The sequence below is a fragment of the Actinomadura sp. NPDC048032 genome (assembly GCF_040653175.1).
GTDB classification, from domain to species: domain Bacteria; phylum Actinomycetota; class Actinomycetes; order Streptosporangiales; family Streptosporangiaceae; genus Spirillospora; species Spirillospora verrucosospora.
On the sequence record NZ_JBEZJP010000019.1, the window covers coordinates 17089 to 38621 of the forward strand.

The window sequence follows — 21533 nt, forward strand, 5'->3', positions numbered from 1 at the left end:
GAGCCCTGCGACTCATTAAAGAACGTCGACTCACTAGAGAACCCGGCCCTCCATGAACATGCTCAAGTCCCGCCGGCCCCTGCGCCGCCTCGGCCTGATCGCCGCCGCCGCGCTCGCCTTCGGCGCCTTCACTGCGCCCCCCGCGATGGCGCACACGAAGCTGGTCGGCAGCACGCCCGAGAAGGGCAGGTCCGCGGACGCGGTCACCGAGGTCACGCTGGTCTTCAGTGACGAGATCAGCCTGGCGAAGGTCGTCGTCAGCGACGGGAACAAGAAGGAGTTCCAGGCGGGCGCCGCCGAGCGCGCCGGGACCAAGGTCACGCAGAAGCTGTCCGGTCCGCTGCCCGCCGGCTCCTACACGGTCGCCTACCGGGTCGTCGGCGAGGACGGGCACCCGATCGAGGGGAACGACCTGACGTTCAGCGTGACCGGGGACGGCGCCGCGGGTGCCCCGCCGGCCGCCTCGTCCGCGCCCACCGCGGGCGGGGTCGGCGCCGAGGAGCAGACGGGCCCGGCCGCCAACTCCGACGAGCGGCCGCTCAAGGCCGACCAGGAGAACGACGCGGCCGAGGAGGACTCCGGCTCGGGGATGCTCCTGTGGGTGCTGATCATCGGAGGCCTGCTCGTCGGCGTCGGCATCGGCGTGGGCATCGTGTTCCGCGCCAAGCGCAAGCACCAGGCGGCCACCGGCGGTGAATAGGGCGAGCCTGGCCGTCTGGCGGGCGGGGGCGGCCGCCCTGGCCGCGTGCGCCGTCCTGCTGGTGGCCGGGCTCGTCCTCGGCGGCTCGGTCACCGAGAAGGTCATCCCCGGCCTCGGCGACGCGGGCGCCCTCACCCGGTGGGGGCTTCCGGTCTCCCGGGCGGCGATGGACCTGCTGTCCGCGCTGACCGTCGGCGCGCTGCTGGCCGCGGCCGCATTCCTGCCCGTCGAGGGCGGGCGGGCCGCGCCCCGGTTGTCGGGGGACGCCCTCGGCTACCTGAACGCCGCCTCCTGGATCGCCGCCGCCTGGGCCGCCGCCGCCGCGGCCACGCTGGTGTTCACCGTCGCGGACGTGCTCGGCCAGCCGGTCGGCGACGTCCTCACCGGCAGCGAGCTGAGCAGTTACGTCGGCTCGCTGCCGCAGGGCACCGCCCTCATGGTCGTGGTGCTGCTGGCCGTCGTGGTGGCGCTTCTGGCCCGCACCACCACCACGCCCGCCGCCGCGTTCGGGCTGCTCGCCCTGGCCGGGATCGCCCTGCTGCCCGCGCCGCTCACCGGGCACTCGGCCTCGGCCGCCAACCACTCCACCGCGACGACCGGCGTCGCCCTGCACGTCGCCGCCGTCGCCCCGTGGGTCGGCGGGCTCGCCGTCGTCGCCGCCCACGCGCTGCTGCGCCGCGACCGGCTCCCGCTCGTGGCGGAGCGGTTCAGCCGCATGGCCCTGTGGTGCTATGTCGTCGTCGGAGCCAGCGGCCTGGTGAACGTGGTCGCCCGGCTGCCGGATCCGCGGGAGATGGTCGAGACCGACTACGGACGGCTCGCGCTCGGCAAGATCATCGCGTTCTGCGTGCTCGGCTGGTTCGGCTGGTGGCACCGGACGCGGACGCTGCCCGCGGTGGCGGACGGCAGGCCGGGGGCGTTCGCCCGGTTCGCGTCCGTGGAGGCCGCCGTGATGGGCGCCACCATGGGGCTGGCCGTCGCGCTGGCCCGGACCGCGCCGCCCGCCCCGGCCGAGCCGGAGTCCGCGGTCAAGTCGCTGCTCGGCTACGACATGCCCCCGCACGTGACCCCCGTCCGGCTGCTGACGCTGGGGCAGTTCGACCTGTTCTTCGCCGCCCTCGTCGTCGTCCTCGGGGGCCTCTACCTCGCCGCGGTCGTCCGGCTGCGGCGGCGCGGCGACTCCTGGCCCTGGGGGCGCACCGCGTCCTGGCTGATCGGGCTCCTGACGATCGCGGCCGTCACCCAGACCGGCGTCGCCAGGTACGCGCCGATCCTGTTCAGCGTGCACATGGCGCAGCACATGGTGCTGAACATGCTGACGCCGATCTTCCTGGTCGTCGGCGCGCCGGTGACGCTGGCGCTGCGGGCGCTCAGGCCCGCCCGCGTGCGCGGCGACCGCGGCCCGCGCGAGTGGCTCACCGCCGTGCTGCACAGCCGGTACCTCGCGGTGATCGCCCATCCCGCGGTCGCGACGCTCGTCTTCGTGGTGAGCACGTTCGTCCTGTACTTCACGCCGCTGTTCGAGGCCGCGATGCGCAACCATCTCGGCCACGTCGCGATGACGGTCCACTTCCTGGCCAGCGGCTCCCTGTTCTTCTGGGTGCTGCTCGGCGTCGACCCGGCGCCGCGGAAGCTGCCGTACCCGGCCCGCCTGCTGCTGCTGTTCGTCACGATGCCGTTCCACGCGTTCTTCGGCATCGCCCTGATGAACATGAGCCAGGCGCTCGCCCGCGGCTGGTACACCTCCGTCGACCCGCCGTGGGGCACCACGATCCTGCACGACCAGCACACCGGCGGCGCCATCGCGTGGGGCTTCGGCGAGGTGCCGACGTTCATCGTCCTGATCGTGCTGGCCTTCCAGTGGTACGTCCACGACCAGCGGCAGGCGCGGCGCATGGACCGCAAGGCCGACCGGGCCGCGAAGGCCGGGGGGCGCCCCGAGGACGACGAGCTCGCCGCCTACAACGCGCGCCTGGCCAAGCTCGCCGAGCGCGACCGCGCCTCCGGCGGGACCGGCGGGGAGGGCGCCGCCGGAGAGGCCGCCGGAGAGAAGGACAACGCGTGAGCGCGGCCTCCCCCGCGCGGGGGAGTGGCCGGGCCGCCGGTTCTGTCAGGATCAGGGCGTGCTCCGTGTGCTCCGCCCGCTGATCGAGCGGACGACCTGGCGGCGCTGGTCCCACCTCGTCGTGGGCGGCGCGCTGCTGATGCCGTACTGGTTCCTGGCGATCAGCATGACCCCGCTGGTGCCGATGGGCAACAGCCTGGTCAAGGGCGTGCTGATGCTGGTCGTCATGCCGGCGGCCGCGACGTTCGTCACCGGGCTCGTGCCGACGGTGCGGCTGCTGGAGAGCTCCCTGGCCAAGGAGCTGCTCGGGGGGCCCGCCGCCGGGCTCGTGCCCGGTTCCGCGGGCTCCTGGGAGAGCCGCGGCCGCACCGCCGCGTGGTTCACGCTGCACCTCGGCACGGGCGTCGTGGTCAGCGGGCTGAGCCTGGTCCTCCCCCCGGCCGCCGTCGTGATGCTCATCGCGCCGGCGGTGAGCTGGGACACCCGGTTCCTGCAGTCCTGGGGCTGGCAGGACGCCTGGCACCAGTGGCCCGCGCCGCTGATCGGGCTGGGGTCGCTGGTCCTGCTGCTCGCGCTGATCGTGGGGGCGGGCGCGCTGCTGGCCCGGCTGGCGCCGGTGTTCCTCGGGCCGTCCGCCGCCGAGCGGATGGAGGGGATGCGGGCCGAGGCCGTCAGGCTCGCCGAGCGCAACCGGCTGGCGAGGGAGCTGCACGACTCGGTGGGGCACGCGCTCAGCGTGGTGACCCTGCAGGCGGGGGCGGCCGGGCGGGTGCTGGACAGCGACCCGGAGTTCGCCCGCGAGGCGCTCGCCGCGATCGAGGACTCGGCCCGCGCCGCGCTGGAGGACCTCGACCACGTGCTCGGGCTGCTGCGCGACGACCGGTCCCGTCCCGCCCCGCAGGCCACGCTGAAGGACCTCGGACGGCTGCTGGAGCAGACGCGGATCGCCGGGGTGGCGCTGGACGCCGAGGTGGACCCGGAGGTGGAGCACGTCCCGGCGGCGGTGTCGCGGGAGGCGTACCGGATCGTCCAGGAGGGCCTGACGAACGCCCTGCGGCACGCGGGGAAGGTGCCCGTGCGGCTGCGGCTCGGCACCGACGGGGAACGGCTGGAGGTCGAGATGACCAATCCGCTCGGCGCGACCCGCGGCGAGGGCGCGGGGCACGGCGGCGGCCGCGGCCTCGGCGGGGTCCGCGAGCGCGTCACCGTGCTGCGCGGCGACATGAGCGCCGGGGCCGACGGCGATCGGTGGCGGTTCCGCGTCTCGCTGCCGCTAAGGTCCGGATCATGACGATCAAGGTGCTGCTGGTCGACGACGAGCGGCTGATCCGGGCCGGGCTCGCCGCCATCATCGACGCGGAGGACGATCTGGCCGTCGTCGGCGAGGCGTCCGACGGGACCGAGGTGCCGGGCGAGGTACGGCGGCTGCGCCCCGACGTCGTGCTGATGGACGTGCGGATGCCGCGGCTCGACGGCATCCAGGCGACCCGCCACATCCTCGCCACCGTGCCGGAGCCGCCGCGGATCATCGTCGTCACCACGTTCGAGAACGACGAGTACGTCTACGACGCGCTGAAGGCGGGCGCCAACGGCTTCCTGCTCAAGCGGACGCGGCCGGAGGAGATCCTGCAGGCGATCCGGATGGTCGCGCACGGCGAGAGCCTGCTGTTCCCGGCGGCGATCCGGGAGCTGGCCGGGCGGCACGGGCCGTCCGGCGGCGGGGGCGCGGCCTGGCACGGCCGGCTCACCGAGCGGGAGGGGGACGTGCTGCGGCTGATGGCCAAGGGCCACTCGAACGCGGAGATCGCCGGTGAGCTCTTCGTGAGCCCGCAGACGGTGAAGACGCACGTCGGGAACATCCTCGCCAAGATGCAGGCCCGCGACCGGACCCAGGCAGTGATCTTCGCCTACGAGACGGCCTTCATCACGCCGGGCTGACGTCCCGGCCCGCAAATCGGACAGGCCTTACACCTCATTTACCGACAGGTCGCTACAAAAGAGACAGAAAGGATGAAGAGCGACGATCGGGGGATCATGGACGCCGTCACCCTGTCCGGGCTGCGCAAGCCGAGGCCGTATCCCGCGGTGTCGGTGCTGATGCCGACGCACCGCTCCGCCCGTGACGGCCGGCAGGACCGCATCCGGCTGCGGAACCTGCTGGGCGAGGTGCGCCGCCGCCTCCACGACGACCCCCGGGTGGAGTCCGACGCCGCCGACGACGTCGTCCGGGGCCTGGAGCGCGCCGCGGGCGAGGTCGACCCGCGGCACGGCTCCGACGCGCTGGTCCTGTTCGCCGCCCCGCACGGCGAGCACCACGCGTTCGCCATCGGCCAGCCCGTGGACGAGCGGGTGGTCGTCGACACCGGCTTCGCCACCCGCGACCTCGTGGCCGACTTCACCCGCACGCCGCGCTACTGGCTGCTGTCGCTGTCGGACCACCGGACGCGGCTGTGGAGCGGACTCGGCGCGGAGCTGACCGAGTACGCCCGCGGCGGCTTCCCCGTGGAGCCCGAGCCGATCGACGAGGCGAGCGCCGGACGGCAGGCGCGGCGGGCCGCGCAGGGCGGCGAGGGCGAGCGCCGCCGCCAGACCATGCGGGACGTGGCGGCCGACCTCGAACGCGTCCTCGCGCGGGACCGGCGCCCGCTGATCGTCGCCGGCGTCACCCGGCACCAGGCGGTCTTCGACGAGGTGGCGGGGCCGCACGTCACCGTGGCGGGACGCGTCGACGGCAGCTTCGAGGGCGCCTCGCCGAGCGCGCTCGCCGAGGCCGCCCGGCCCGCGCTCGCCGCCTACGAGGACCTCCGCGAGGTCGGCGTGCTGTCGGAGCTGGAGGCGGCGCGCAGCATCCAGCGGTACGCGGGCGGGCTGTGCGAGGTGACGGAGCTGGTGGAGGAGGGCCGCGGCGAGCACCTGGTCGTCGAGCGCGGCTACTACGCGCCCGCGGTGCGGACCAAGGGCGAGCTGATCCCGGTGGAGGGCATGCCCGGCGTGCTCAAGGGCGCGGACGTGGTCGACGACGTCGTCGACCACGTCATCGAGACGGTGCTGGAGTACGGCGGCGAGGTCACCTTCGTCTCGGACGGCTTCCTCATCGACCACGACCGGATCGCGCTGGTGACGCGCTACTGACCCGGGCCCGCGCAGGACGGGTCGTGCCAGGCCGCCCACGACACCGACCAGAACCGTCCCGCGTGCGGCCGCCAGCCCGCCGGATGCGCGGGCCAGGACGCCTCGGGCGGCGTCCCGTCCGGGAGGGGCACCACGACCGTGCACACGCCCGGCGCGGGCGGCCGTCCGGCGCGGGTGTCGAACGTGCCGAGGCGCGTCCACCACACGGGGTACATCAGCGCGGTCCTGACCGCCCAGTGGAGCGACGCGTCCGTGACGACCCCGCCTGAGGCCGGGCCGGGGAGCGGGGACTCGGCGGGGACGCGCCGGGTGTGCGGCCCCATCGCGAACGTCAGCGCCGCGAGGTTCACCCCGGCGATCGCGACGGCCGCCACGGCCGCCGTCCTCGGCCTGGTCAGCACGAGCAGGCCGCCGAGCAGGGCGAGGGCGGCGAAGGTCGCCTCGTGCGGGTGCAGCGCGCCACGGTCGGCGGTCAGGAACGTGACCTCGGGGAAGTCGAAGCCGATGAAGACGTGGGTGCGGAGCCGCTCGCCCGCGTAGGCGGTGACCCACAGCGCGGCCCCCTCCAGCAGGAGGGCGCTCGCCGCCGCCACCCGGATCGCCGGGCCCGCGCTGAGGCGCCCGAGCGCCGCGGCCCCGGCGAGGGCGTAGACCAGCGCCACGCACGCCAGGTAGCGGCCGTAGGCGAAGTTGCCCACGCGGTGCTCGTCCGGCAGCGCGGCCGAGGACGCGTAGGCGATGCCGCAGGTGGCGGCGAGCAGCACGCCCGCCATGATCCTGTCCGCGGCTGGAGTCCGCCGCCGCGCGAGGACCGCGGCGACGGCCACCAGCCCGGCCCCCGCCAGGCCCCAGGTGGAGACGATCAGGTACCAGAGCTGCCCCGCCGCGCCCGACAGCGCCCACTCCTGCCCCGGGACCGTGGTCAGCCGGGACGTCAGGATCCCGGCGAGGTCCCGCGTGCCGCGCGGATTCAGGTCGGCGCGGTCGTGCGCCTTCAGCGCCGCGCCCGCCGCGTACCCGGCGAGCGCGGCCGCGCCCCCGGCCAGCGCGGCGCGGGCCTTCCGGCGTCCGGGCAGAGCCATGACCACCAGGGCGGCGGCGTGGACGGCGAGCAGGATCGTTCCCCGGGTGTGGACGGCCGCCGTGAAGGACGCGACCAGGCTCGCGAGGACGGCGTCCCCGGCCCCGCCGTTCCGGACGAACCGGTCCAGCGCCAGCAGCCAGGCGAGGACGAGCGCCGGCAGGACGGCGTCCGCGAGCGCGAAGGCGCCGAAGAAGGTCGTCGCGGGCAGCAGCGCCGCCGCGAACGCCAGCGGCAGGGCGGACCGGCGGGCCAGCCCGAGGCGGCGGGCCGCCGCGTACCCGAGGGGGAACAGGGCCGCTCCCAGCACCGCGTTGATCGCGATCACGGTCGTGTAGACCGTGGCGGGGGAGTGGGAGAACCAGAAGGCCGGGGTGAGCAGGAGCGGGTATCCGCCCTGGTAGAAGGTGTTCCCGGACAGGTCCCCGCCCGGCCCGCCGGCCAGCAGGCGGGCGGCGAGCAGGTAGCCGGTCTCGTCCGGGTTCGCGGCCGGGCCCGTCCGCGACCAGGCGAACCACAGCCGGAGCGCCGCCTGCGCGAGCACGCCCGCCGCGAGCAGCCAGGGCAGGGCGCGCGGCCGGCGGGGGCCCGGCGGGGCGGGCGGCGCTTGACGGCGGGGCGGGAGCAGCACGAGCGACATGCGCTCCACGGTTCCGCCGGACCGTCATGGTCTCGTGCCGAAGATGTCCGGATCTTGTGACACATCCCGTTCGGTGATCGCGCACGGCCGATAATGACCGGGTGGCGAGCATTCTGTTCATCGAGGATGATCCGTCCGCCCGGACGGCGCTGGAGCTGGCGCTGACCCGCCAGGGGCACGGGGTGACGTCCCGGGCCACCGGCGAGGACGGCCTGGAGGCGCTGCGGGCGCGCCGTCCCGAGATCGCGATCCTGGACGTGATGCTGCCCGGCATCGACGGCATCGAGGTGTGCCGCCGGATCCGCCGGGACGACCCGCTGCCGGTGATCCTGCTGACCGCCCGGGGCGACGACCTCGACGTCGTCCTCGGACTGGAGGCGGGCGCCGACGACTACGTGGTGAAACCCGTCGAGCCGCGGGTCCTGGACGCCCGGATCCGCGCGGTCCTGCGCCGCGCCGACCAGACCCGCCTGGACCGGTCCGTCTACGGCGACCTCGTCGTCGACCGGTCCTCCCTGAAGGTCACCAAGGGCGGCGCCGACCTGCGCCTCACCCCGACCGAGCTGCGGCTCCTGCTGGAGCTGACGCGCCGCCCGGGTCAGGCCCTCACCCGCCAGCACCTGCTGGCCGAGGTGTGGGAGCACACCTACCCCGGTGACTCGCGGCTCGTGGACGCCTGCGTCCAGCGGGTCCGCGCCAAGATCGAGGACGAGCCGGCCGAGCCGCGGCTGATCGAGACGGTCCGGGGCTTCGGCTACCGGTTCACCACGCCGTGAGGAGCCTCCTCCGGTTCGTCGCGCCCGGGATGCGGCGCCTGCGGTTCACCGGGCTGCGGGTGCGGCTCGCGGCCGCGTTCACCGCGGTCGCGCTGCTGGCGTCCGTGCTCGCCTCCGGCATCTCCTACGTGCTGCTGCGGCGGGTGATGCTGCAGCGCGCCCAGGACGCCGTGCTCAACGACGTCCGCGCCACCCTCGCCCAGCAGATTCCGCCCGCCCTTCCGCCCGATGTGGAGCCGCTGGTCGCCGCGTCCCTGGAGGACGCGCTCGGCTCGATGCCGGGGCGCGAGGCGGTGGCGGTCACGGTGCCGCTGCGGGGCGAGACCGGTCTCCCGCCGCCGGGGGTGCTGGACGTCCCCGTGACCCGCGAGTTCGCCCGGCGCGCGATGCGGGGCGTGGTCTTCCAGCGCGTCCGGCGGCACGGTACGCCCTACCTGCTCGTCGGCGCCCGCGTCACCGGTTACGAGACCACCGTGGACGAGCCGTGGCGCACGACGCCGCCGATGGTGTTCGTCTCCGCCAGCCTGCGCCGGGAGGCCGCCGACCTGGCGCTGTTCACCCGCACTCTGCTGATCGCGGACACCGCGGCGCTGGCGGCCGCGCTCGCCCTCGCGCTGCTGGCCACCGGGGGCGTGCTGCGCCCGGTGCGCCGCCTCGGCGCCGCCGCCCGCGCGCTCGGCGAGGGAAGGCTGGACACCCGCGTCCGGGTGCGGGGCCGCGACGAGCTGGCCGACCTCGCCGAGACGTTCAACCGCACCGCGGAGGCGCTGGAGCGGACGGTGACGGAGCTGCGAGCGATGGAGGCCGCGTCCCGCCGGTTCGTCGCGGACGTCTCCCATGAGCTGCGCACGCCGCTGACCTCGATGATCGCCATGACCGACGTGCTGGCAGAGGAGGCCGCCGAGGACGGCGGAGCCGACGGGGGCGGCGGCGCGGCCGCCCGGCTCGTCGCGGACGAGACCCGGCGGCTCGGCGCGCTCGTGGAGCACCTGATCGAGATCAGCCGGTTCGACGCGGGCGCCGCCGCCCTCGTCCTGGACGACGTGAACGTGGCCGACGCGGTCGGCGCGACCCTGAAGGCGCGCGGCTGGCAGGAGGAGGTGGCCGTGGAGGGCCCCGCCGACCTGTTCGTCCGGCTGGACCCGCGCCGGTTCGACGTCATCGTCGCCAACCTCGCCGGGAACGCCCTCAAGCACGGGCGCCCGCCCGTCTCGCTGCGCTTCGGCCGGCCGGAGGGGGAGGGCGCGGGCGGAGTCCGGGTCGTGGTCGCCGACCGCGGACCCGGGCTTCCGGCCGACGTGGCCCCCGTGGTCTTCGACCGGTTCGTCAAGGCGGAGGCGGCGCGCACGCGCAGCGAGGGCAGCGGCCTCGGCCTGTCGATCGCCAGGGAGAACGCCCTGCTGCACGGCGGCACGCTGGAGGCCGCCAACGGGCCGGAGGGCGGCGCGGTCTTCACCCTGTGGCTGCCCGACGGTGAAGCGGAGGAACTCCTGTGATCTGGTCGAGACGGGCGCGAGCGCTCCTGGCGGTGGCGGCCTGTGCCGCGCTGACCGGTTGCGGGATCCGCCCGACCGGGATCATCAGCGCGGGAGAGGCGCCGAACGCGCGGGGTTACGCCGCCACGATCACCCTCTACCTCGTCCGGGGGCGCAGCCTGGTGCCGGTGACGAGACCCGGACTGCCCGGGCAGCCGAATCTGGCCGTCCAGCAGCTGTCCGTACCGCCCACCGCGCGGGAGCGCGCGGCCGGGCTGCGCACCGAGGTCCACGACAGGCTCTCCGCGGAGGCCGCCGCCGACGGATCCAGCCCGACCCGTCGCGGCCCCGTGATGGACGTCCGGCCGTACGACCCGGACGCGCGGCCGACCTGGTCGCGGACGGCCAAGGCTCAGATCGCGTGCACCGCGATGGCGATCCCGGGCACCAGGAGCGTCAACCTGTGGCGCGGCCCGTACCGGGAGAAGAGAACGTGGGAGACCCTGACCTGCGGCCAGTTCGCCGTCCTGCTCGAATGATCAGCCTCGGGTCAGCCACTGGGCGGTGATGTCGCCGATCACGGACCGGACGGTCAGGATCGCGATGCCGAGGATCAGGACCGGCATCACCACCCACCGCTCCACCTTGCCGTCCGTCCGGGGGATGACGGGGACGTCGATACGCCACGGCAGCGGCCAGAACACCGGGCAGCCCCGCGGTGTCAGGCAGTCGCCGGCGACGTGGGCCAGGCAGCCGAGCGTCACCGCGAACCCGACGAAGCTCATGTCGATGTTGTGCATGAGCCAGACCGCGATCAGGGCCAGCGCGCAGTCCGCCAGCGCCGACTGCGGCTCGGCGCCCTCGAAGTCCAGGCCGACGCCGCGCAGCCCGAGCCCCACGATCATGAACAGGCAGGCCCACCAGGCCCAGATGAAGTGGGTGGCGAGGGTGTCCATCGCCCAGCCGATGCCGACCGCGAACAGGATCGAGTGGGTCGCCTGCCGGTGCCCGCCCGACAGCTTCCCGATCCACTTGCACATGTGGTTCGTGATCGGCCCGAAGGTGTTGGCGATCCGGCCGTTGTGGTGGTCGATGTCGGGCAGGATCGCGGCGCCGGCGCACACCACGGCGCCCGCCATGATCTGCTCCGGCGACAGCGTCACCGCGTGCTCGCCGAGCAGCCGCTCCTGCCCGAGGATCGGGACGGCGCCCAGCCACGCCAGCGCGCCGCTCAGGGCATGCGTCTTGCCCATCATGTGCCGTTCCCCCGCCTTCCAGCGCGTATCGCCGCCCGTCTCAGGGCGGGACTCTAAACCGCTCCTGATCGTTTTCAGCGAAGACGCGCCGAACGGGGCGTCACGTCCTTTTGATGCCCGGAGGCGCCCGCCGGTTCCGCCCGGGGCGCGGGCTTTCTCCGCGCTTCCCGAAGCGGATCAGCGAGCCCGCGGGCGGGTCAGCGCCGCTTCCTCGGACGGGACGGGACGAGACGCCACGCGCCGGACTCCTCGCCCGGCTCGTAGGGGGAGTCCAGGCGCTTGGCGACGACGCCGGGCAGCCCCTGGTCGCGCGCCGCCTGCAGGACGGCGCCGCCGTCGCCGGGGAACCAGGGGGCCGTCTGCCACCGGGGGCCCGCCAGGCCGAGGTCGTCGAGCCGCTCCCGCCGCTCCCGGTAGGGGACGTCCAGCAGCGGGTGCCCGTCCAGATGCGGGACGTCGTAGATCATGTAGGTCTCGCGGCCCTCCAGGACGGCCAGTTCCCCGTCCAGGACCGCGGGCCGGACGCCGAGCTGCGCCCCGAGCCGGGAGCCGAGCCCGCCGGGGCCGTCCACGGGGCGGCCGCGCCCGTCGGTGAACCGGGTCCGGCCGCCCTCGACGTAGGCGGCCAGCCGCTCGCCGCCCCACGCGAACTCGAACCCCCAGGCGTCCGCGTCGCGGGGCAGGCGGGCCCGCTCCTGCGGCCGCATCGGGCGCAGCGACTCCGGCAGGGGCTCGGCGTCCGGGTCCGCGGGCGGGTCCATCCGGTGGATCATCCAGTTCCTGCCGCGCGTCCTGAACAGCACGTAGCGGCCGGACACGCGCGAGCCGTGGATGACGACCTTCACCTCGCGCTCGGACCACTTCTCCGTCTCGTAGGTCCCGCGGTCCCAGATCGTCATCTCCCCCGCGCCGTACTCGCCGGGCGGGATCTCCCCCTCGAAGGCGGCGTACTCCAGCGGATGGTCCTCGGTGTGGACCGCCAGGTGGTTGGTCTCCGGGCTCCACGGCAGGCCCTTGGGCACCGCCCATGACACGAGCACGCCGTCGCGTTCGAGCCGCAGGTCCCAGTGCAGGCTGGTCGCGTGGTGCTCCTGGACGACGAACGTGTCGTCGTTCCCGCGCGGGAGCGCCTCGTCGCCGGGCACGGGCTCCGGCGTCCGTCCGGCATCGCGCCTGCCCCGGTACTCGGCGAGCCGGTCGCCCTCGCGGGCGGGGGGAGCGGCGTCCTTCTCGGGCTTCTTCGGGGTCACGCCCGCTGCATACCCGCGCTCAGCGGATGAAGACGGCGTACTCGGCCAGATCGCCGGTGAGTGAGGGCGGGAGCCCCGCCACCGCGGACAGCTCCTCGGCCGACACGAACCCGCCCGTCTCGGCCCGGACCCGCTCGATCGTCGCCGCCAGCTCCGGAGTGACGCCGGGCAGCAGCGTCAGCGTCTGCGCGGGCGCGTGGTTGACGTCGACGAGCCCGCCGTCGTTGTACTGGTGCGGCAGGTCGGGCCGCCCGATGCGCAGCTCCTTGGCGAGCCCCGGGTCGGTCGCGGCCAGCTCCCGCGCCTTCTGCCGCAGCAGCCGCTGCCGCTTGACCCGCTCCACCACGGCCTCGTTGTCGACGCCCGAGAGCCCGTGCGGGTCGAACACCTTCCGCCGGATCAGGAAGGCGTGCCCGCAGCCCACCACCGCCAGGACGGACATCAGCATGCCGGCCGCCCGCACGGTGCCCTCGTCCTCGCCGGTGCCGGACAGCAGGGACAGCATCAACGCGAACACCCCGGCGTACACGACCGTCGACACCAGCAGGTGCACGCTCCGCCGCCACAGCAGCGCGGCGGCGAACGTGAACGGCGTCGCGAAGCCGAGGGTCAGGAACGGCAGCGCCGCCCACGTCACGCTCAGCGCGGCCTGCCCCGGCGGCATGCTGTCGGAGGGGACCCTCGGCTCGTACGGCGCTGGGGCGTTCATCTCTCGAGGGTCTCCCGGGGCCGGATGCGGGCGAATCGGACTCTAGATCGAGGGAAGGGTCACGGCAGGGTGAGGATTTCGTGGCCGTCCTCGGTGACCAGCAGCGTGTGCTCGAACTGCGCGGTGCGCCTGCGGTCCCTGGTGACGACCGTCCAGCCGTCGTCCCACATGTCGTACTCGTGCGTGCCGAGGGTCAGCATCGGCTCGACGGTGAACGTCATGCCCGGCTCGATGATCGTCGTGGCGGCCGGGTCGTCGTAGTGCGGGACGACGAGGCCGGAGTGGAACGTCGTGCCGATCCCGTGCCCGGTGAAGTCGCGCACGACCCCGTACCCGAACCGCTTGGCGTAGGACTCGATGACCCGCCCGATCACGTTCAGCGCCCGGCCGGGCTTGACCGCGCGGATGCCGCGCATCGCCGCCTCGCGGGTGCGCTCCACCAGCAGGCGCGACTCCTCGTCCACGTCGCCGCACAGGAACGTCGCGTCGGTGTCGCCGTGCACGCCGCCGACGAAGGCGGTGATGTCGACGTTGATGATGTCGCCGTCGCGCAGGACCGTGTCGTCGGGGATGCCGTGGCAGATCACCTCGTTGATCGAGGTGCACAGCGACTTGGGGAACCCGCGGTAGCCGAGCGTGGAGGGGTAGGCGCCGTGGTCGAGCAGGAACTCGTGCCCGACGGCGTCCAGCTCGTCGGTGGTGATCCCGGGCCGGACGTGCCTGCCGACCTCCTCCAGCGCCTGCGCGGCGATCCTCCCGGCGACCCGCATCCGCTCGATGGTCTCGGGCGACTTGACGTCCGGCTCGCCCGTCCGCGGCCGCTTCTTCCCCACGTACTCAGGGCGCGGAATGTTCGAGGGAACCTTGCGCATGGGGGAGACGCGTCCGGGTCGGAGCAACTGGGTCGTCATAGTGATGGAGTGTAGTCAGCGCGATCCGGGCACACTCTCGTGCCAGCGCATGATCGAAAGGAGCGCCGATGGCCGGTGACGACGGTGACTGGTGGTTCTGCCTGAAGCACATGAAGCCCGAGCACGGGGCCGGCTGCCCCGGCAAGGACCGCATGGGCCCCTACAGGACCGAGGGCGAGGCCGCGGACGCCATGGCCATCGCCCGCGAGCGCAACGAGGCGTGGCGCAGGCAGGACGAGGACTAGTCCGGGACCGGGCCGGAGACGGCGTCGAGGAGCCGGGCGAGGCGGCGCCTGAGCCCGCGCGGGCTCCGCTCCGGCTCCCGGCCCGCGGCCGCGCTGACGAGGTGCTGCGCCCCGTCGAACGACATGAGGGCCTCGCCCGGCGGGACGGTCAGCGCCTCGTGGGCGAGGCCGCGCAGCTCGCGGTCGCCGCCCTCCAGCGCGAGGACGGTCGCCCCGGTGCGGCGCGCGTCATCCACCCGCTCCAGCAGCGGGACGGGCGCCCCCTCCTCGGCGACGACGAACAGCGTCTCGCCGCGCCGGGCCTCCTCCAGCCGATCCAGGCCGACCCGCAGGTGCGCGGGCGCGTCGGCCGGCGGCTCCCAGCGCACCAGCGTGGGCGCGAGGCCGGGGGCGCCGCCGAGCCGGCTCTCGTCGTCGAGGTGCGCCGCCAGATGCCACGGGTCGCCCGCCGGCGTGCCGACCAGCAGGAGCCCGCCCGGGGTGCGGGACGTGACGCGCAGCGCCCGGCCGAACTCCTCGGTCCGCTCCAGCCAGCCCGTCGCCGACAGGACCTCGCGCAACATCGATATCTGCTCGGCGTCCACGGGCACCATGGTGCCTCACCCCGCGTCCCCGGCAGGCCCTTTCGGCGATGCGGGAGCCCGGCGCCGGGCCGCCGGTGAGCGGCCTGGCAGACTCGGCCGCATGACTGAGCAGCAGCAGAAGACGCCCTACGACCTTCCCGACGCGAGCGGCCTGACCATCGGCATCCTCGGCGGGACGGGAGACCAGGGCAAGGGCCTCGCGCGCCGTTTCGCGCTGGCCGGGCACCGCGTGACGATCGGGTCGCGCAAGGCCGAGCGCGCCCAGGCCGCCGCGGACGAGCTCGGCGCGGACCTGCCCGTCTCCGGTGCGGAGAACCCGGTCGCGGCCGGGGAGTCCGACGTGGTGATCGTGGCGGTGCCGTGGGACGGGCACAAGGCCACGCTGGAGTCGCTGCGCGCCGAGCTGGCAGGCAAGATCGTCGTGGACTGCGTGAACCCGCTCGGCTTCGAGAAGGGCAAGGGCGCCTTCGCGCTGCCGGTCGAGGAGGGCAGCGCCGCCGAGCAGGCCGCGGCCGTCCTGCCCGACAGCCGGGTCGTGGCCGCCTTCCACCACGTGTCGGCCAGGCTGCTGCTCGACCCCGAAGTGGACCAGATGGAGCTGGACGTGCTGGTGCTCGGCAACGACCGGGAGGCCACCGACCTCGTCCAGGCCCTCGCCGGGCGGATCCCCGGCATGCGCGGCGTCTACGGCGGGCGGCTGCACAACGCCCACCAGATCGAGGCGTTCACCGCCAACCTCATCTCCATGAACCGCCGCTACAAGGCCCACGCCGGACTGCGCATCACGGACGTCTGACCGCGCATCGGGCGGGCCGTCCCCGGTACGGTGCCAGCATGAACGGTCGGCCGGCATGAACGGTCAGGACGCCGCGCGGCGGCCGCTCGTCCTGCTGCCGTCGGCCCGGACGGGGCCGCTGCGCGCGGTGGCGAAGCGGGTCGGGCTGGCGCTCGTCCTGCTGCTCATGGTGGTGGCCGTGGTCTACCTCGACCGCGACGGGTACCGCGACACCGGCGACGGGCGGCTGTCGCTGCTGGACGCCTTCTACTACGCCTCCGTGACCATGTCCACGACCGGGTACGGCGACATCACCCCGGTCGGGGACGGCGCGAGGCTCGTCAACATCGTCTTCATCACGCCCGTCCGGGTGCTGTTCCTCATCGTCCTCGTGGGCACGACCCTGGAGGTGCTGGCGGAACGCACCCGCGACGACTGGCGAAGGTCCCGCTGGAGGGCACGCGTGCGCGACCACATCGTGGTGGCCGGCTACGGCACGAAGGGCCGCAGCGCCATCCGGACCCTGCTGAGCACCGGGGTGCCGCCCGAGTCGATCGTCGTCGTGGACCCGGACCCGCGGGTCGTGGCCGAGGCCGCCGAGGCCGGGTTCGCGGGCGTCGTCGGGGACGCGACCCGCAGCTCGGTGCTCAGGCAGGCCTCGGTCCAGCGGGCCCGCGAGATCGTGGTGGCGAGCGCCCGCGACGACACCGCGGTGCTGATCACGCTGACCGCCCGGCAGCTCAACCCGCACGCCGGCATCCAGGCGGCGGTGCGCGAGTCGGAGAACGTCCCGCTGCTGCGCCAGTCCGGCGCCGACCACGTGGTGACCTCCTCGGAGGCGGCGGGGCGGCTGCTCGGGGTCTCCACCACGCAGCCGAGCGTCGGCGAGGTCATCGAGGACCTGCTGGAGCAGGGGAGCGGCCTCGACCTGGTGGAGCGCGAGGTCCACCCGGACGAGGTCGGCGGCCCGCTCGGCGCGGTCCGCGTCCCGGCGCTGGCGGTGGTGCGGGACGGGCGGCTGCTGCCGTTCGACGACGCCGGCTGCGCGGCCCTCGAACCGGGCGACCGCCTGATCGTGGCGCGGTCCTCCTCCCGGCGCCGCGGCCCGTCCGGTGCGGAGGAGGAGGACGGCCGGGACGGGGCCGGGCCGCCGGACGGCCCCCGAGACCGAGACCACTGACCGCGCGGGGAGCGGTTCGGGCCTGCGCCGCGTCCTAGTCCTGGATTACCATCGCAGTGGCGACAGGCGGGGTGGAGATGAGAGAGAACCGGTCGGCAGATCCGTGGAGCGCGTTCCTGGCCCCTTCCGGGCGGAGCGGCGGCGCCCGGCCGCCGGGCGCGGCGCCCGCCGGTGAGCCCGGCCGCGCCGCCGGGTACGCCGAGCCGGGCGCGGAGGACGCGTGCCGCCGCGTGCTGGCGCAGTTGCGGGCGGCCAACGGCCCGCTGTCGCTGGAGCAGATCCACCACGCCACCCGGCTCGGGCTGCTGGAGGTCGCCGACGCCGTGGACGTGCTGCGCGAGCGCGGCCTCGTCGCGGTGGAGCGGGAGATCGACGAGGTCGTCCGGCTGACCGGGGAGTGACCGCGGCCCGATGATCGGATACGTCGTCGCGGTCTCGCTGAGCTGCCTGGTCGGCATCGCCGAGCTGGTCAGCCGGTACCGGGACCGGCCCACCACGCTGGTCCGGGTGCCGAGCACCTGGGCGTACGTGCTGATCAACGGGGGAGCGGGCGCGGGCTCGCTGCTGCTCCTGCACACCTTCGGCTGGCGGTTCGGCGTCCAGTCGCCGCACGTCGCCGAGGCGACGCAGGTGCTCGTGGCGAGCCTCGGCTCGATGATGGTGTTCCGCAGCGCGGTGTTCACCGTCCGGGTCGGCGACGAGGACGTCGCCGTCGGGCCGAGCACGCTGCTGACCTCGCTGCTGGCCGCCGCCGACCGGGGCGTGGACCGGATGCAGGCCAAGACCCGCGCGCACGAGGCGGGCGAGATCATGCGGGGCGTCTCGTTCGCCCGGTCGCGGCTCGCGCTGCCGACGTACTGCCTCGGCCTGCTGCAGAACGTCTCCGCCGAGGACCAGGCCGACCTGCGCACGGCCGTGGACGCGCTCGCCGGCAGCGAGATGACCGACGGCCAGATGGCCCTCAACCTCGGGCTGCTGCTGATGAACGTCGCCGGTCCCGACGTGCTGCGCTCCGCCGTGGAGACGCTCCGCGACGAGATCACGGCGGACGGCGCGGCCCCGCGCCCCGTCCCGCCGCCGCGCGACGGCCAGGGCCACGAGGGCGGCCGGTCCGGCGCCGGAGCACGGCCCTCGCCCGTCCGCTCCGACCCCGACCAGTAGGCGGAAACCACACACGGCCGCGCCGGGGGCGGCGCGGCCGTGCGGGGGTGGGCCTGGTTCGGCGCTGGGGCCCGTGCCCGCTAGTGGTAGGTGTGCTCCGGCGCCGGGTAGGCGCCGCTGACGACCTCGTCGGCGTAGGCGCGGGCCGCCTCGCCGAGCAGGGTGTTCATGTCGGCGAACTTCTTGACGAACTTCGCGGTGTGCGGGGTGAGGCCGGCCATGTCCTGCCAGACGAGAACCTGCGCGTCGGTCTGGTTGCCGCCGCCGATGCCGATCGTCGGGATGGACAGGGACGCGGTGACGCGGGCGGCGAGTTCCTCGGGCACGCATTCGAGGACGACGGAGAACGCGCCCGCCGCCTCCAGCGCCTTGGCGTCGGCCATCAGCTCGTCGCCGTCCTGGCCCCGGCCCTGCACCCGGTAGCCGCCGAACGCGTTCACCGACTGCGGGGTGAGGCCGAGGTGGCCCATCACCGGGATGCCGGCCGCGACCATCGCCTCGGCCTGCGGGATGACGCGGCGCCCGCCCTCCAGCTTGATCGCGTGGGCGCCGGTCTCCTTGAGGAACCGGGTGGCGGCCGTCAGCGCCTCGGTGACGCCCGTCTGGTAGGAGCCGAACGGCAGGTCGGCGACCACCATGGCGCGCTTGGAGCCGCGGACGACGGCCGCGGTGAGCGGGATCAGGTCGTCCACGGTGACGGGGATGGTCGAGTCGTAGCCGTAGACCACCATCGCGGCGGAGTCGCCGACGAGCAGCACGGGGATGCCGGCCTCGTCGAAGATCCGTGCGGTGAGGGCGTCGTAGGCGGTGAGCATCGGCCACTTCTCGTGCCGCTGCTTCGCCGCCGCGATGTCGCGTACGGTCACCCTGCGCCCGCTCGTACCGCCGTAGAGTGCGGTCGGCTGTGCCGGGGATGCGACGGATGAAGACATGCAGAACCTCCGCTGGTCTTGAGGCGCCACTGCGGCGTACCCAGACGAAACCGATGGTGCCACCTGGCCAACGATTCGGGTACCCCTCCCCATTCCAGAATTTTCTCCGCCGGGCCGGGAACAGATTCCGAAACGATACCGTTGCGTATCGACATGGACCCCCAGACGATCCAGCGGCGCCGGTGGTACATCCTCGGCGTCCTGACCATGAGCCTGCTGGTGGTGGTGCTGGACAACACCATCCTCAACGTCGCGCTCAAGACCATCGCCGACCCCGACAAGGGCCTCGGCGCCACGCAGAGCCAGCTCGAATGGGCGATCAACTCCTACACGCTGGTCTTCGCCGGCCTGCTGTTCACCTTCGGCGTGATCGGCGACCGGATCGGCCGCAAGCGCGTGCTCGTCGGCGGCATGGCGGTGTTCGCCCTCGCCTCGCTGGTGTCGGCGTACGCGCAGTCGCCCGAGCAGCTCATCTACGCCCGCGCCCTGATGGGCCTCGGCGGCGCCGCGGTCATGCCGCAGACGCTGTCGATCATCACGAACGTCTTCGAGCCGCACGAGCGCGCCCGCGCCATCGGCATCTGGGCCGGCGCGGTCGGCCTCGGCGTCGCCATCGGCCCGCTCACCGGCGGCCTGCTGCTCGCCCACTTCTGGTGGGGCTCGGTCTTCCTCATCAACGTGCCGGTCATCGCGGTCGGCGTCACGCTGATGGCGTTCCTGGTCCCCGAGTCGCGCAACCCCGCCCCCGGCCGGCTCGACCCGGTCGGCGTGGTGCTGTCGGTCATCGGCCTGGTCGTCCTGTCGTACGGGATCATCCAGGGCGGTGAGAAGGGCGACTGGCTGCAGGCGCCCGTGCTCGGCCCGATCCTCGCCGGCGCCGCCGTCCTCGCCCTGTTCGTGTGGCACGAGGCCCGCACCGCGTCCCCGGCCTTCGACGTCCGGCTGTTCAAGGACGCGCGCATGTCCGCCGCCGTCGCCTCCATCGCGCTGTGCTTCTTCGCCGCCACCGGCGTGTTCTTCTTCGCCAACTTCTACATGCAGTCGGTGCGGGGCCTGACGCCGCTCCAGTCCGGGGCCATGGTGCTGCCGTTCGCCGTCGCGCAGCTCGCCTTCGCCCCGCGCAGCGCCGCGATGGTGCGCCGGTTCGGCGCCAAGGCGGTCTGCACCGCCGGGCTGCTGCTGGTCACCGTCGCGCTGGCGAGCTACCAGTTCGTCGGCGTCCACACCTCCCTGTGGATCCTCGGCGCGATCTTCTTCGTGCAGGGCGTCGGGATGGCCAACGTGATGCCGCCCGCCACCGAGTCGGTCATGTCCGCCCTGCCCCGCGAGAAGGCCGGCGCCGGATCGGCCATCAACAACACCGCCCGCCAGGTCGCGGTCGCGATGGGCGTGGCCGTGCTCGGCTCGGTCGTCGCCTCCGTCTACCGCGGCGACCTGCGCGCCGAGCTCGCCGCGCTGCCCGCCGGCGCGCGGCAGGCCGCCGCCGAGTCGATCGAGGGCGCGCACGCCGTCGCCGCCCGGATGGGCCCTGCCGGGCAGGGCCTCGTCGGCCCCGCCGACGCCGCCTTCGTGCACGCCATGCACGCCGCGTCCGTCGCCGCCGCCGTGGTCTCCCTCATCGGCGCCCTGGTCGTCCTGAAGTGGATGCCGGGACGCGCCGCGGCGCCGTCCGAGCAGGCTCCGGCCGAGCGGCGGCCGGAGAAGGCCGCCGTGTGACGGCCGGTGTGGCAGGGTGAGGGAATCATGACCGGGACCGAGCGGCGGCAGGCGGGGCGGCCGCGCAGCGAGCGCGCCGAGAAGGCCATCGTCGAGGCCACCCTGGACCTGCTGGCCGAGGAGTCGGGGGTGGCGGGCGTCTCCATCGAGGCGGTCGCCGCCCGCGCCGGCGTCGGCAAGACGACGATCTACCGGCGCTGGCCCAGCAAGGAGGCGCTGATCGTGCACGCGCTCGGCGCGGTGAAGGAGCCGCTGCCCGAGCCGTCCGGCGCGTCCGCCCGCGAGGACCTCACCGCGATCGCGCGGCGGTTCGCGGGCGACCGGCACCGCCGGTACTCGCGGTGCTTCTGGAACGTCGTCGGCGGCGCGGAGAAGCACCCCGAGCTGTACGCCCGCTACCGGCAGGAGGTCATCGAGCCGCGGCGGGACGTCATCCGCAGGGTGATCCAGCGCGGGGTCGACTCCGGGGAGCTGCGCCCCGACCTCGACGTGGAGGTCGCGATGTCGCTGCTGCTCGGCTCCCTGACCGCCAAGCGGCCGCAGGAGACGTTCCCCGAGGGGTACGCCGACGCGGTCGTCGACACCCTCCTGCGGGGCATCGAGAGCGCGCGGTAAAGCCGTCCGGAAGCGGACGACGGGCGGTTTTAGGCGCGGTAAGCGCGATCTTCTCCCCTTACCGCTGGCTCATGCCCCATACTGTCGCTGGGTAGTGCTGAGACGACCGGCTGTCTGGAGCGCGTCAGGTGAGATCCGTCATGGCGCCGCGAGGCGATGCGCCAGCCACCGATTCGGCGTCCCGGACCCTGGTCCTGGGCATCGACGGTGCTCGGCACATCGTGCAGTGCGGCCCGAACGCCAAGGCCGTCCTCGGCCGTGCCCCCGAGGAGCTGATCGGCCGGCCCGCGACCGACCTGGTCGGCGACGAGGCGAAGGCCGGTCGGGAGC

The 21533-nt window shown here is 74.2% G+C and carries 23 protein-coding genes; 16 read left to right on the forward strand and 7 right to left on the reverse strand.

Annotated features, from left to right (window positions below; genetic code table 11):
* The first annotated feature begins 52 nt into the window (after window positions 1-52).
* The 5 genes from AB0C69_RS04870 to AB0C69_RS04890 all read left to right on the forward strand — a co-directional run bounded on the left by AB0C69_RS04870 (window position 53) and on the right by AB0C69_RS04890 (window position 5897).
* On the forward strand, window positions 53-700 hold the full coding sequence (locus tag AB0C69_RS04870) for a copper resistance protein CopC (RefSeq protein ID WP_345174624.1): 648 nt from the start codon (window positions 53-55) through the stop codon (window positions 698-700).
* Complete coding sequence (locus AB0C69_RS04875) at window positions 693-2765, forward strand: cytochrome c oxidase assembly protein (RefSeq protein ID WP_360349848.1); 2073 nt, start codon at window positions 693-695, stop codon at window positions 2763-2765. The genes AB0C69_RS04870 and AB0C69_RS04875 overlap by 8 nt, the downstream gene beginning before the upstream one ends.
* Window positions 2766-2823: 58 nt before the next feature.
* The gene (locus AB0C69_RS04880) at window positions 2824-4056 is read left to right on the forward strand and encodes a histidine kinase (protein WP_353832800.1); all 1233 of its coding nucleotides are present in this window, start codon (window positions 2824-2826) and stop codon (window positions 4054-4056) included.
* A complete protein-coding gene (locus tag AB0C69_RS04885) occupies window positions 4053-4703 on the forward strand; it encodes a response regulator transcription factor (protein ID WP_345174633.1) in 651 nt (216 codons plus the stop codon). Before AB0C69_RS04880 ends, AB0C69_RS04885 begins: the two co-directional genes overlap by 4 nt.
* Before the next feature lie 72 nt (window positions 4704-4775).
* On the forward strand, window positions 4776-5897 hold the full coding sequence (locus AB0C69_RS04890) for a hypothetical protein (RefSeq protein ID WP_345174635.1): 1122 nt from the start codon (window positions 4776-4778) through the stop codon (window positions 5895-5897).
* Here AB0C69_RS04890 and AB0C69_RS04895 read toward each other — a convergent pair.
* Entirely contained in the window at window positions 5891-7618 is a 1728-nt protein-coding gene (locus AB0C69_RS04895; protein WP_360349853.1) for a hypothetical protein, read from the reverse strand. The genes AB0C69_RS04890 and AB0C69_RS04895 overlap by 7 nt on opposite strands.
* A gap of 101 nt (window positions 7619-7719) precedes the next feature.
* Between AB0C69_RS04895 and AB0C69_RS04900 the strand changes: the two genes are divergently transcribed.
* From AB0C69_RS04900 to AB0C69_RS04910, 3 genes are read left to right on the forward strand one after another with little or no spacing between them, the layout of a single operon-like run.
* Window positions 7720-8394: a response regulator transcription factor gene (locus AB0C69_RS04900; protein ID WP_360349856.1), complete on the forward strand. Its 675-nt coding sequence runs from the start codon at window positions 7720-7722 to the stop codon at window positions 8392-8394.
* The gene (locus tag AB0C69_RS04905; protein WP_360349859.1) at window positions 8391-9890 is read left to right on the forward strand and encodes a HAMP domain-containing sensor histidine kinase; all 1500 of its coding nucleotides are present in this window, start codon (window positions 8391-8393) and stop codon (window positions 9888-9890) included. Before AB0C69_RS04900 ends, AB0C69_RS04905 begins: the two co-directional genes overlap by 4 nt.
* Window positions 9887-10408 carry a hypothetical protein gene (locus AB0C69_RS04910; protein ID WP_360349862.1) on the forward strand — a complete coding sequence of 174 codons (522 nt, stop codon included), beginning with the start codon at window positions 9887-9889 and terminating at the stop codon, window positions 10406-10408. Before AB0C69_RS04905 ends, AB0C69_RS04910 begins: the two co-directional genes overlap by 4 nt.
* On the opposite strand, the gene AB0C69_RS04915 is transcribed toward AB0C69_RS04910, so the two are convergent.
* The 4 genes from AB0C69_RS04915 to map form a co-directional block, all read right to left on the reverse strand.
* Window positions 10409-11125 carry a metal-dependent hydrolase gene (locus tag AB0C69_RS04915; RefSeq protein WP_360349865.1) on the reverse strand — a complete coding sequence of 239 codons (717 nt, stop codon included), beginning with the start codon at window positions 11123-11125 and terminating at the stop codon, window positions 10409-10411.
* Between the two features lie 197 nt (window positions 11126-11322).
* Entirely contained in the window at window positions 11323-12375 is a 1053-nt protein-coding gene (locus tag AB0C69_RS04920) for a DNA polymerase ligase N-terminal domain-containing protein (protein ID WP_360349868.1), read from the reverse strand.
* Between the two features lie 19 nt (window positions 12376-12394).
* A complete protein-coding gene (locus AB0C69_RS04925; RefSeq protein WP_360349871.1) occupies window positions 12395-13084 on the reverse strand; it encodes a helix-hairpin-helix domain-containing protein in 690 nt (229 codons plus the stop codon).
* 59 nt (window positions 13085-13143) lie between these two features.
* Entirely contained in the window at window positions 13144-13995 is an 852-nt protein-coding gene (gene map, locus AB0C69_RS04930) for a type I methionyl aminopeptidase (RefSeq protein WP_353832805.1), read from the reverse strand.
* Between the two features lie 68 nt (window positions 13996-14063).
* Between map and AB0C69_RS04935 the strand changes: the two genes are divergently transcribed.
* Entirely contained in the window at window positions 14064-14240 is a 177-nt protein-coding gene (locus tag AB0C69_RS04935) for a hypothetical protein (RefSeq protein WP_345174656.1), read from the forward strand.
* Here AB0C69_RS04935 and AB0C69_RS04940 read toward each other — a convergent pair.
* Entirely contained in the window at window positions 14237-14833 is a 597-nt protein-coding gene (locus AB0C69_RS04940; protein WP_345174657.1) for a hypothetical protein, read from the reverse strand. The two genes, AB0C69_RS04935 and AB0C69_RS04940, sit on opposite strands and share 4 nt — an antisense overlap.
* A gap of 91 nt (window positions 14834-14924) precedes the next feature.
* On the opposite strand from AB0C69_RS04940, the gene npdG reads away from it, so the two are divergent.
* From npdG to AB0C69_RS04960, 4 genes are all read left to right on the forward strand, one after another.
* Complete coding sequence (npdG, locus tag AB0C69_RS04945) at window positions 14925-15620, forward strand: NADPH-dependent F420 reductase (protein ID WP_360349876.1); 696 nt, start codon at window positions 14925-14927, stop codon at window positions 15618-15620.
* Between the two features lie 55 nt (window positions 15621-15675).
* On the forward strand, window positions 15676-16779 hold the full coding sequence (locus AB0C69_RS04950; protein WP_345174661.1) for an NAD-binding protein: 1104 nt from the start codon (window positions 15676-15678) through the stop codon (window positions 16777-16779).
* 77 nt (window positions 16780-16856) lie between these two features.
* Window positions 16857-17180, forward strand: coding sequence for a hypothetical protein (locus tag AB0C69_RS04955; RefSeq protein WP_353832808.1), 324 nt, complete (start codon window positions 16857-16859; stop codon window positions 17178-17180).
* 10 nt (window positions 17181-17190) lie between these two features.
* Window positions 17191-17940 carry a hypothetical protein gene (locus AB0C69_RS04960; protein WP_360349884.1) on the forward strand — a complete coding sequence of 250 codons (750 nt, stop codon included), beginning with the start codon at window positions 17191-17193 and terminating at the stop codon, window positions 17938-17940.
* Between the two features lie 80 nt (window positions 17941-18020).
* Here the strand turns inward: AB0C69_RS04960 and panB are convergent, their stop codons facing one another.
* Complete coding sequence (gene panB / locus AB0C69_RS04965; protein WP_353832810.1) at window positions 18021-18872, reverse strand: 3-methyl-2-oxobutanoate hydroxymethyltransferase; 852 nt, start codon at window positions 18870-18872, stop codon at window positions 18021-18023.
* A 153-nt stretch (window positions 18873-19025) separates the two neighbouring features.
* Here panB and AB0C69_RS04970 point away from each other — a divergent pair, with 153 nt between their 5' ends.
* The 3 genes from AB0C69_RS04970 to AB0C69_RS04980 form a co-directional block, all read left to right on the forward strand.
* Window positions 19026-20588, forward strand: a complete 1563-nt coding sequence (locus tag AB0C69_RS04970; protein WP_360349887.1) for an MFS transporter — start codon at window positions 19026-19028, stop codon at window positions 20586-20588.
* A gap of 27 nt (window positions 20589-20615) precedes the next feature.
* Window positions 20616-21203 carry a TetR/AcrR family transcriptional regulator gene (locus AB0C69_RS04975; RefSeq protein WP_345174672.1) on the forward strand — a complete coding sequence of 196 codons (588 nt, stop codon included), beginning with the start codon at window positions 20616-20618 and terminating at the stop codon, window positions 21201-21203.
* 140 nt (window positions 21204-21343) lie between these two features.
* Window positions 21344-21533 (forward strand): PAS domain-containing protein (locus tag AB0C69_RS04980; protein WP_360349892.1); only part of this gene is annotated, 190 nt, incomplete at its 3' end.

Bases quoted from the DNA above. Each gene is read 5' to 3' on its own strand.
- AB0C69_RS04970 (WP_360349887.1), top strand. From the start codon at position 19,026: ATGGACCCCCAGACGATCCAGCGGCGCCGGTGGTACATCCTCGGCGTC.
- AB0C69_RS04955 (WP_353832808.1), top strand. From the start codon at position 16,857: ATGAGAGAGAACCGGTCGGCAGATCCGTGGAGCGCGTTCCTGGCCCCT.
- AB0C69_RS04935 (WP_345174656.1), top strand. From the start codon at position 14,064: ATGGCCGGTGACGACGGTGACTGGTGGTTCTGCCTGAAGCACATGAAG.
- AB0C69_RS04950 (WP_345174661.1), top strand. From the start codon at position 15,676: ATGAACGGTCAGGACGCCGCGCGGCGGCCGCTCGTCCTGCTGCCGTCG.
- AB0C69_RS04870 (WP_345174624.1), top strand. From the start codon at position 53: ATGAACATGCTCAAGTCCCGCCGGCCCCTGCGCCGCCTCGGCCTGATC.
- AB0C69_RS04960 (WP_360349884.1), top strand. From the start codon at position 17,191: ATGATCGGATACGTCGTCGCGGTCTCGCTGAGCTGCCTGGTCGGCATC.
- AB0C69_RS04925 (WP_360349871.1), bottom strand. From the start codon at position 13,084: ATGAACGCCCCAGCGCCGTACGAGCCGAGGGTCCCCTCCGACAGCATG.
- map (WP_353832805.1), bottom strand. From the start codon at position 13,995: ATGACGACCCAGTTGCTCCGACCCGGACGCGTCTCCCCCATGCGCAAG.
- AB0C69_RS04895 (WP_360349853.1), bottom strand. From the start codon at position 7,618: ATGTCGCTCGTGCTGCTCCCGCCCCGCCGTCAAGCGCCGCCCGCCCCG.
- npdG (WP_360349876.1), top strand. From the start codon at position 14,925: ATGACTGAGCAGCAGCAGAAGACGCCCTACGACCTTCCCGACGCGAGC.
- AB0C69_RS04890 (WP_345174635.1), top strand. From the start codon at position 4,776: ATGAAGAGCGACGATCGGGGGATCATGGACGCCGTCACCCTGTCCGGG.
- AB0C69_RS04915 (WP_360349865.1), bottom strand. From the start codon at position 11,125: ATGATGGGCAAGACGCATGCCCTGAGCGGCGCGCTGGCGTGGCTGGGC.
- AB0C69_RS04940 (WP_345174657.1), bottom strand. From the start codon at position 14,833: ATGGTGCCCGTGGACGCCGAGCAGATATCGATGTTGCGCGAGGTCCTG.
- AB0C69_RS04885 (WP_345174633.1), top strand. From the start codon at position 4,053: ATGACGATCAAGGTGCTGCTGGTCGACGACGAGCGGCTGATCCGGGCC.
- AB0C69_RS04975 (WP_345174672.1), top strand. From the start codon at position 20,616: ATGACCGGGACCGAGCGGCGGCAGGCGGGGCGGCCGCGCAGCGAGCGC.
- panB (WP_353832810.1), bottom strand. From the start codon at position 18,872: ATGTCTTCATCCGTCGCATCCCCGGCACAGCCGACCGCACTCTACGGC.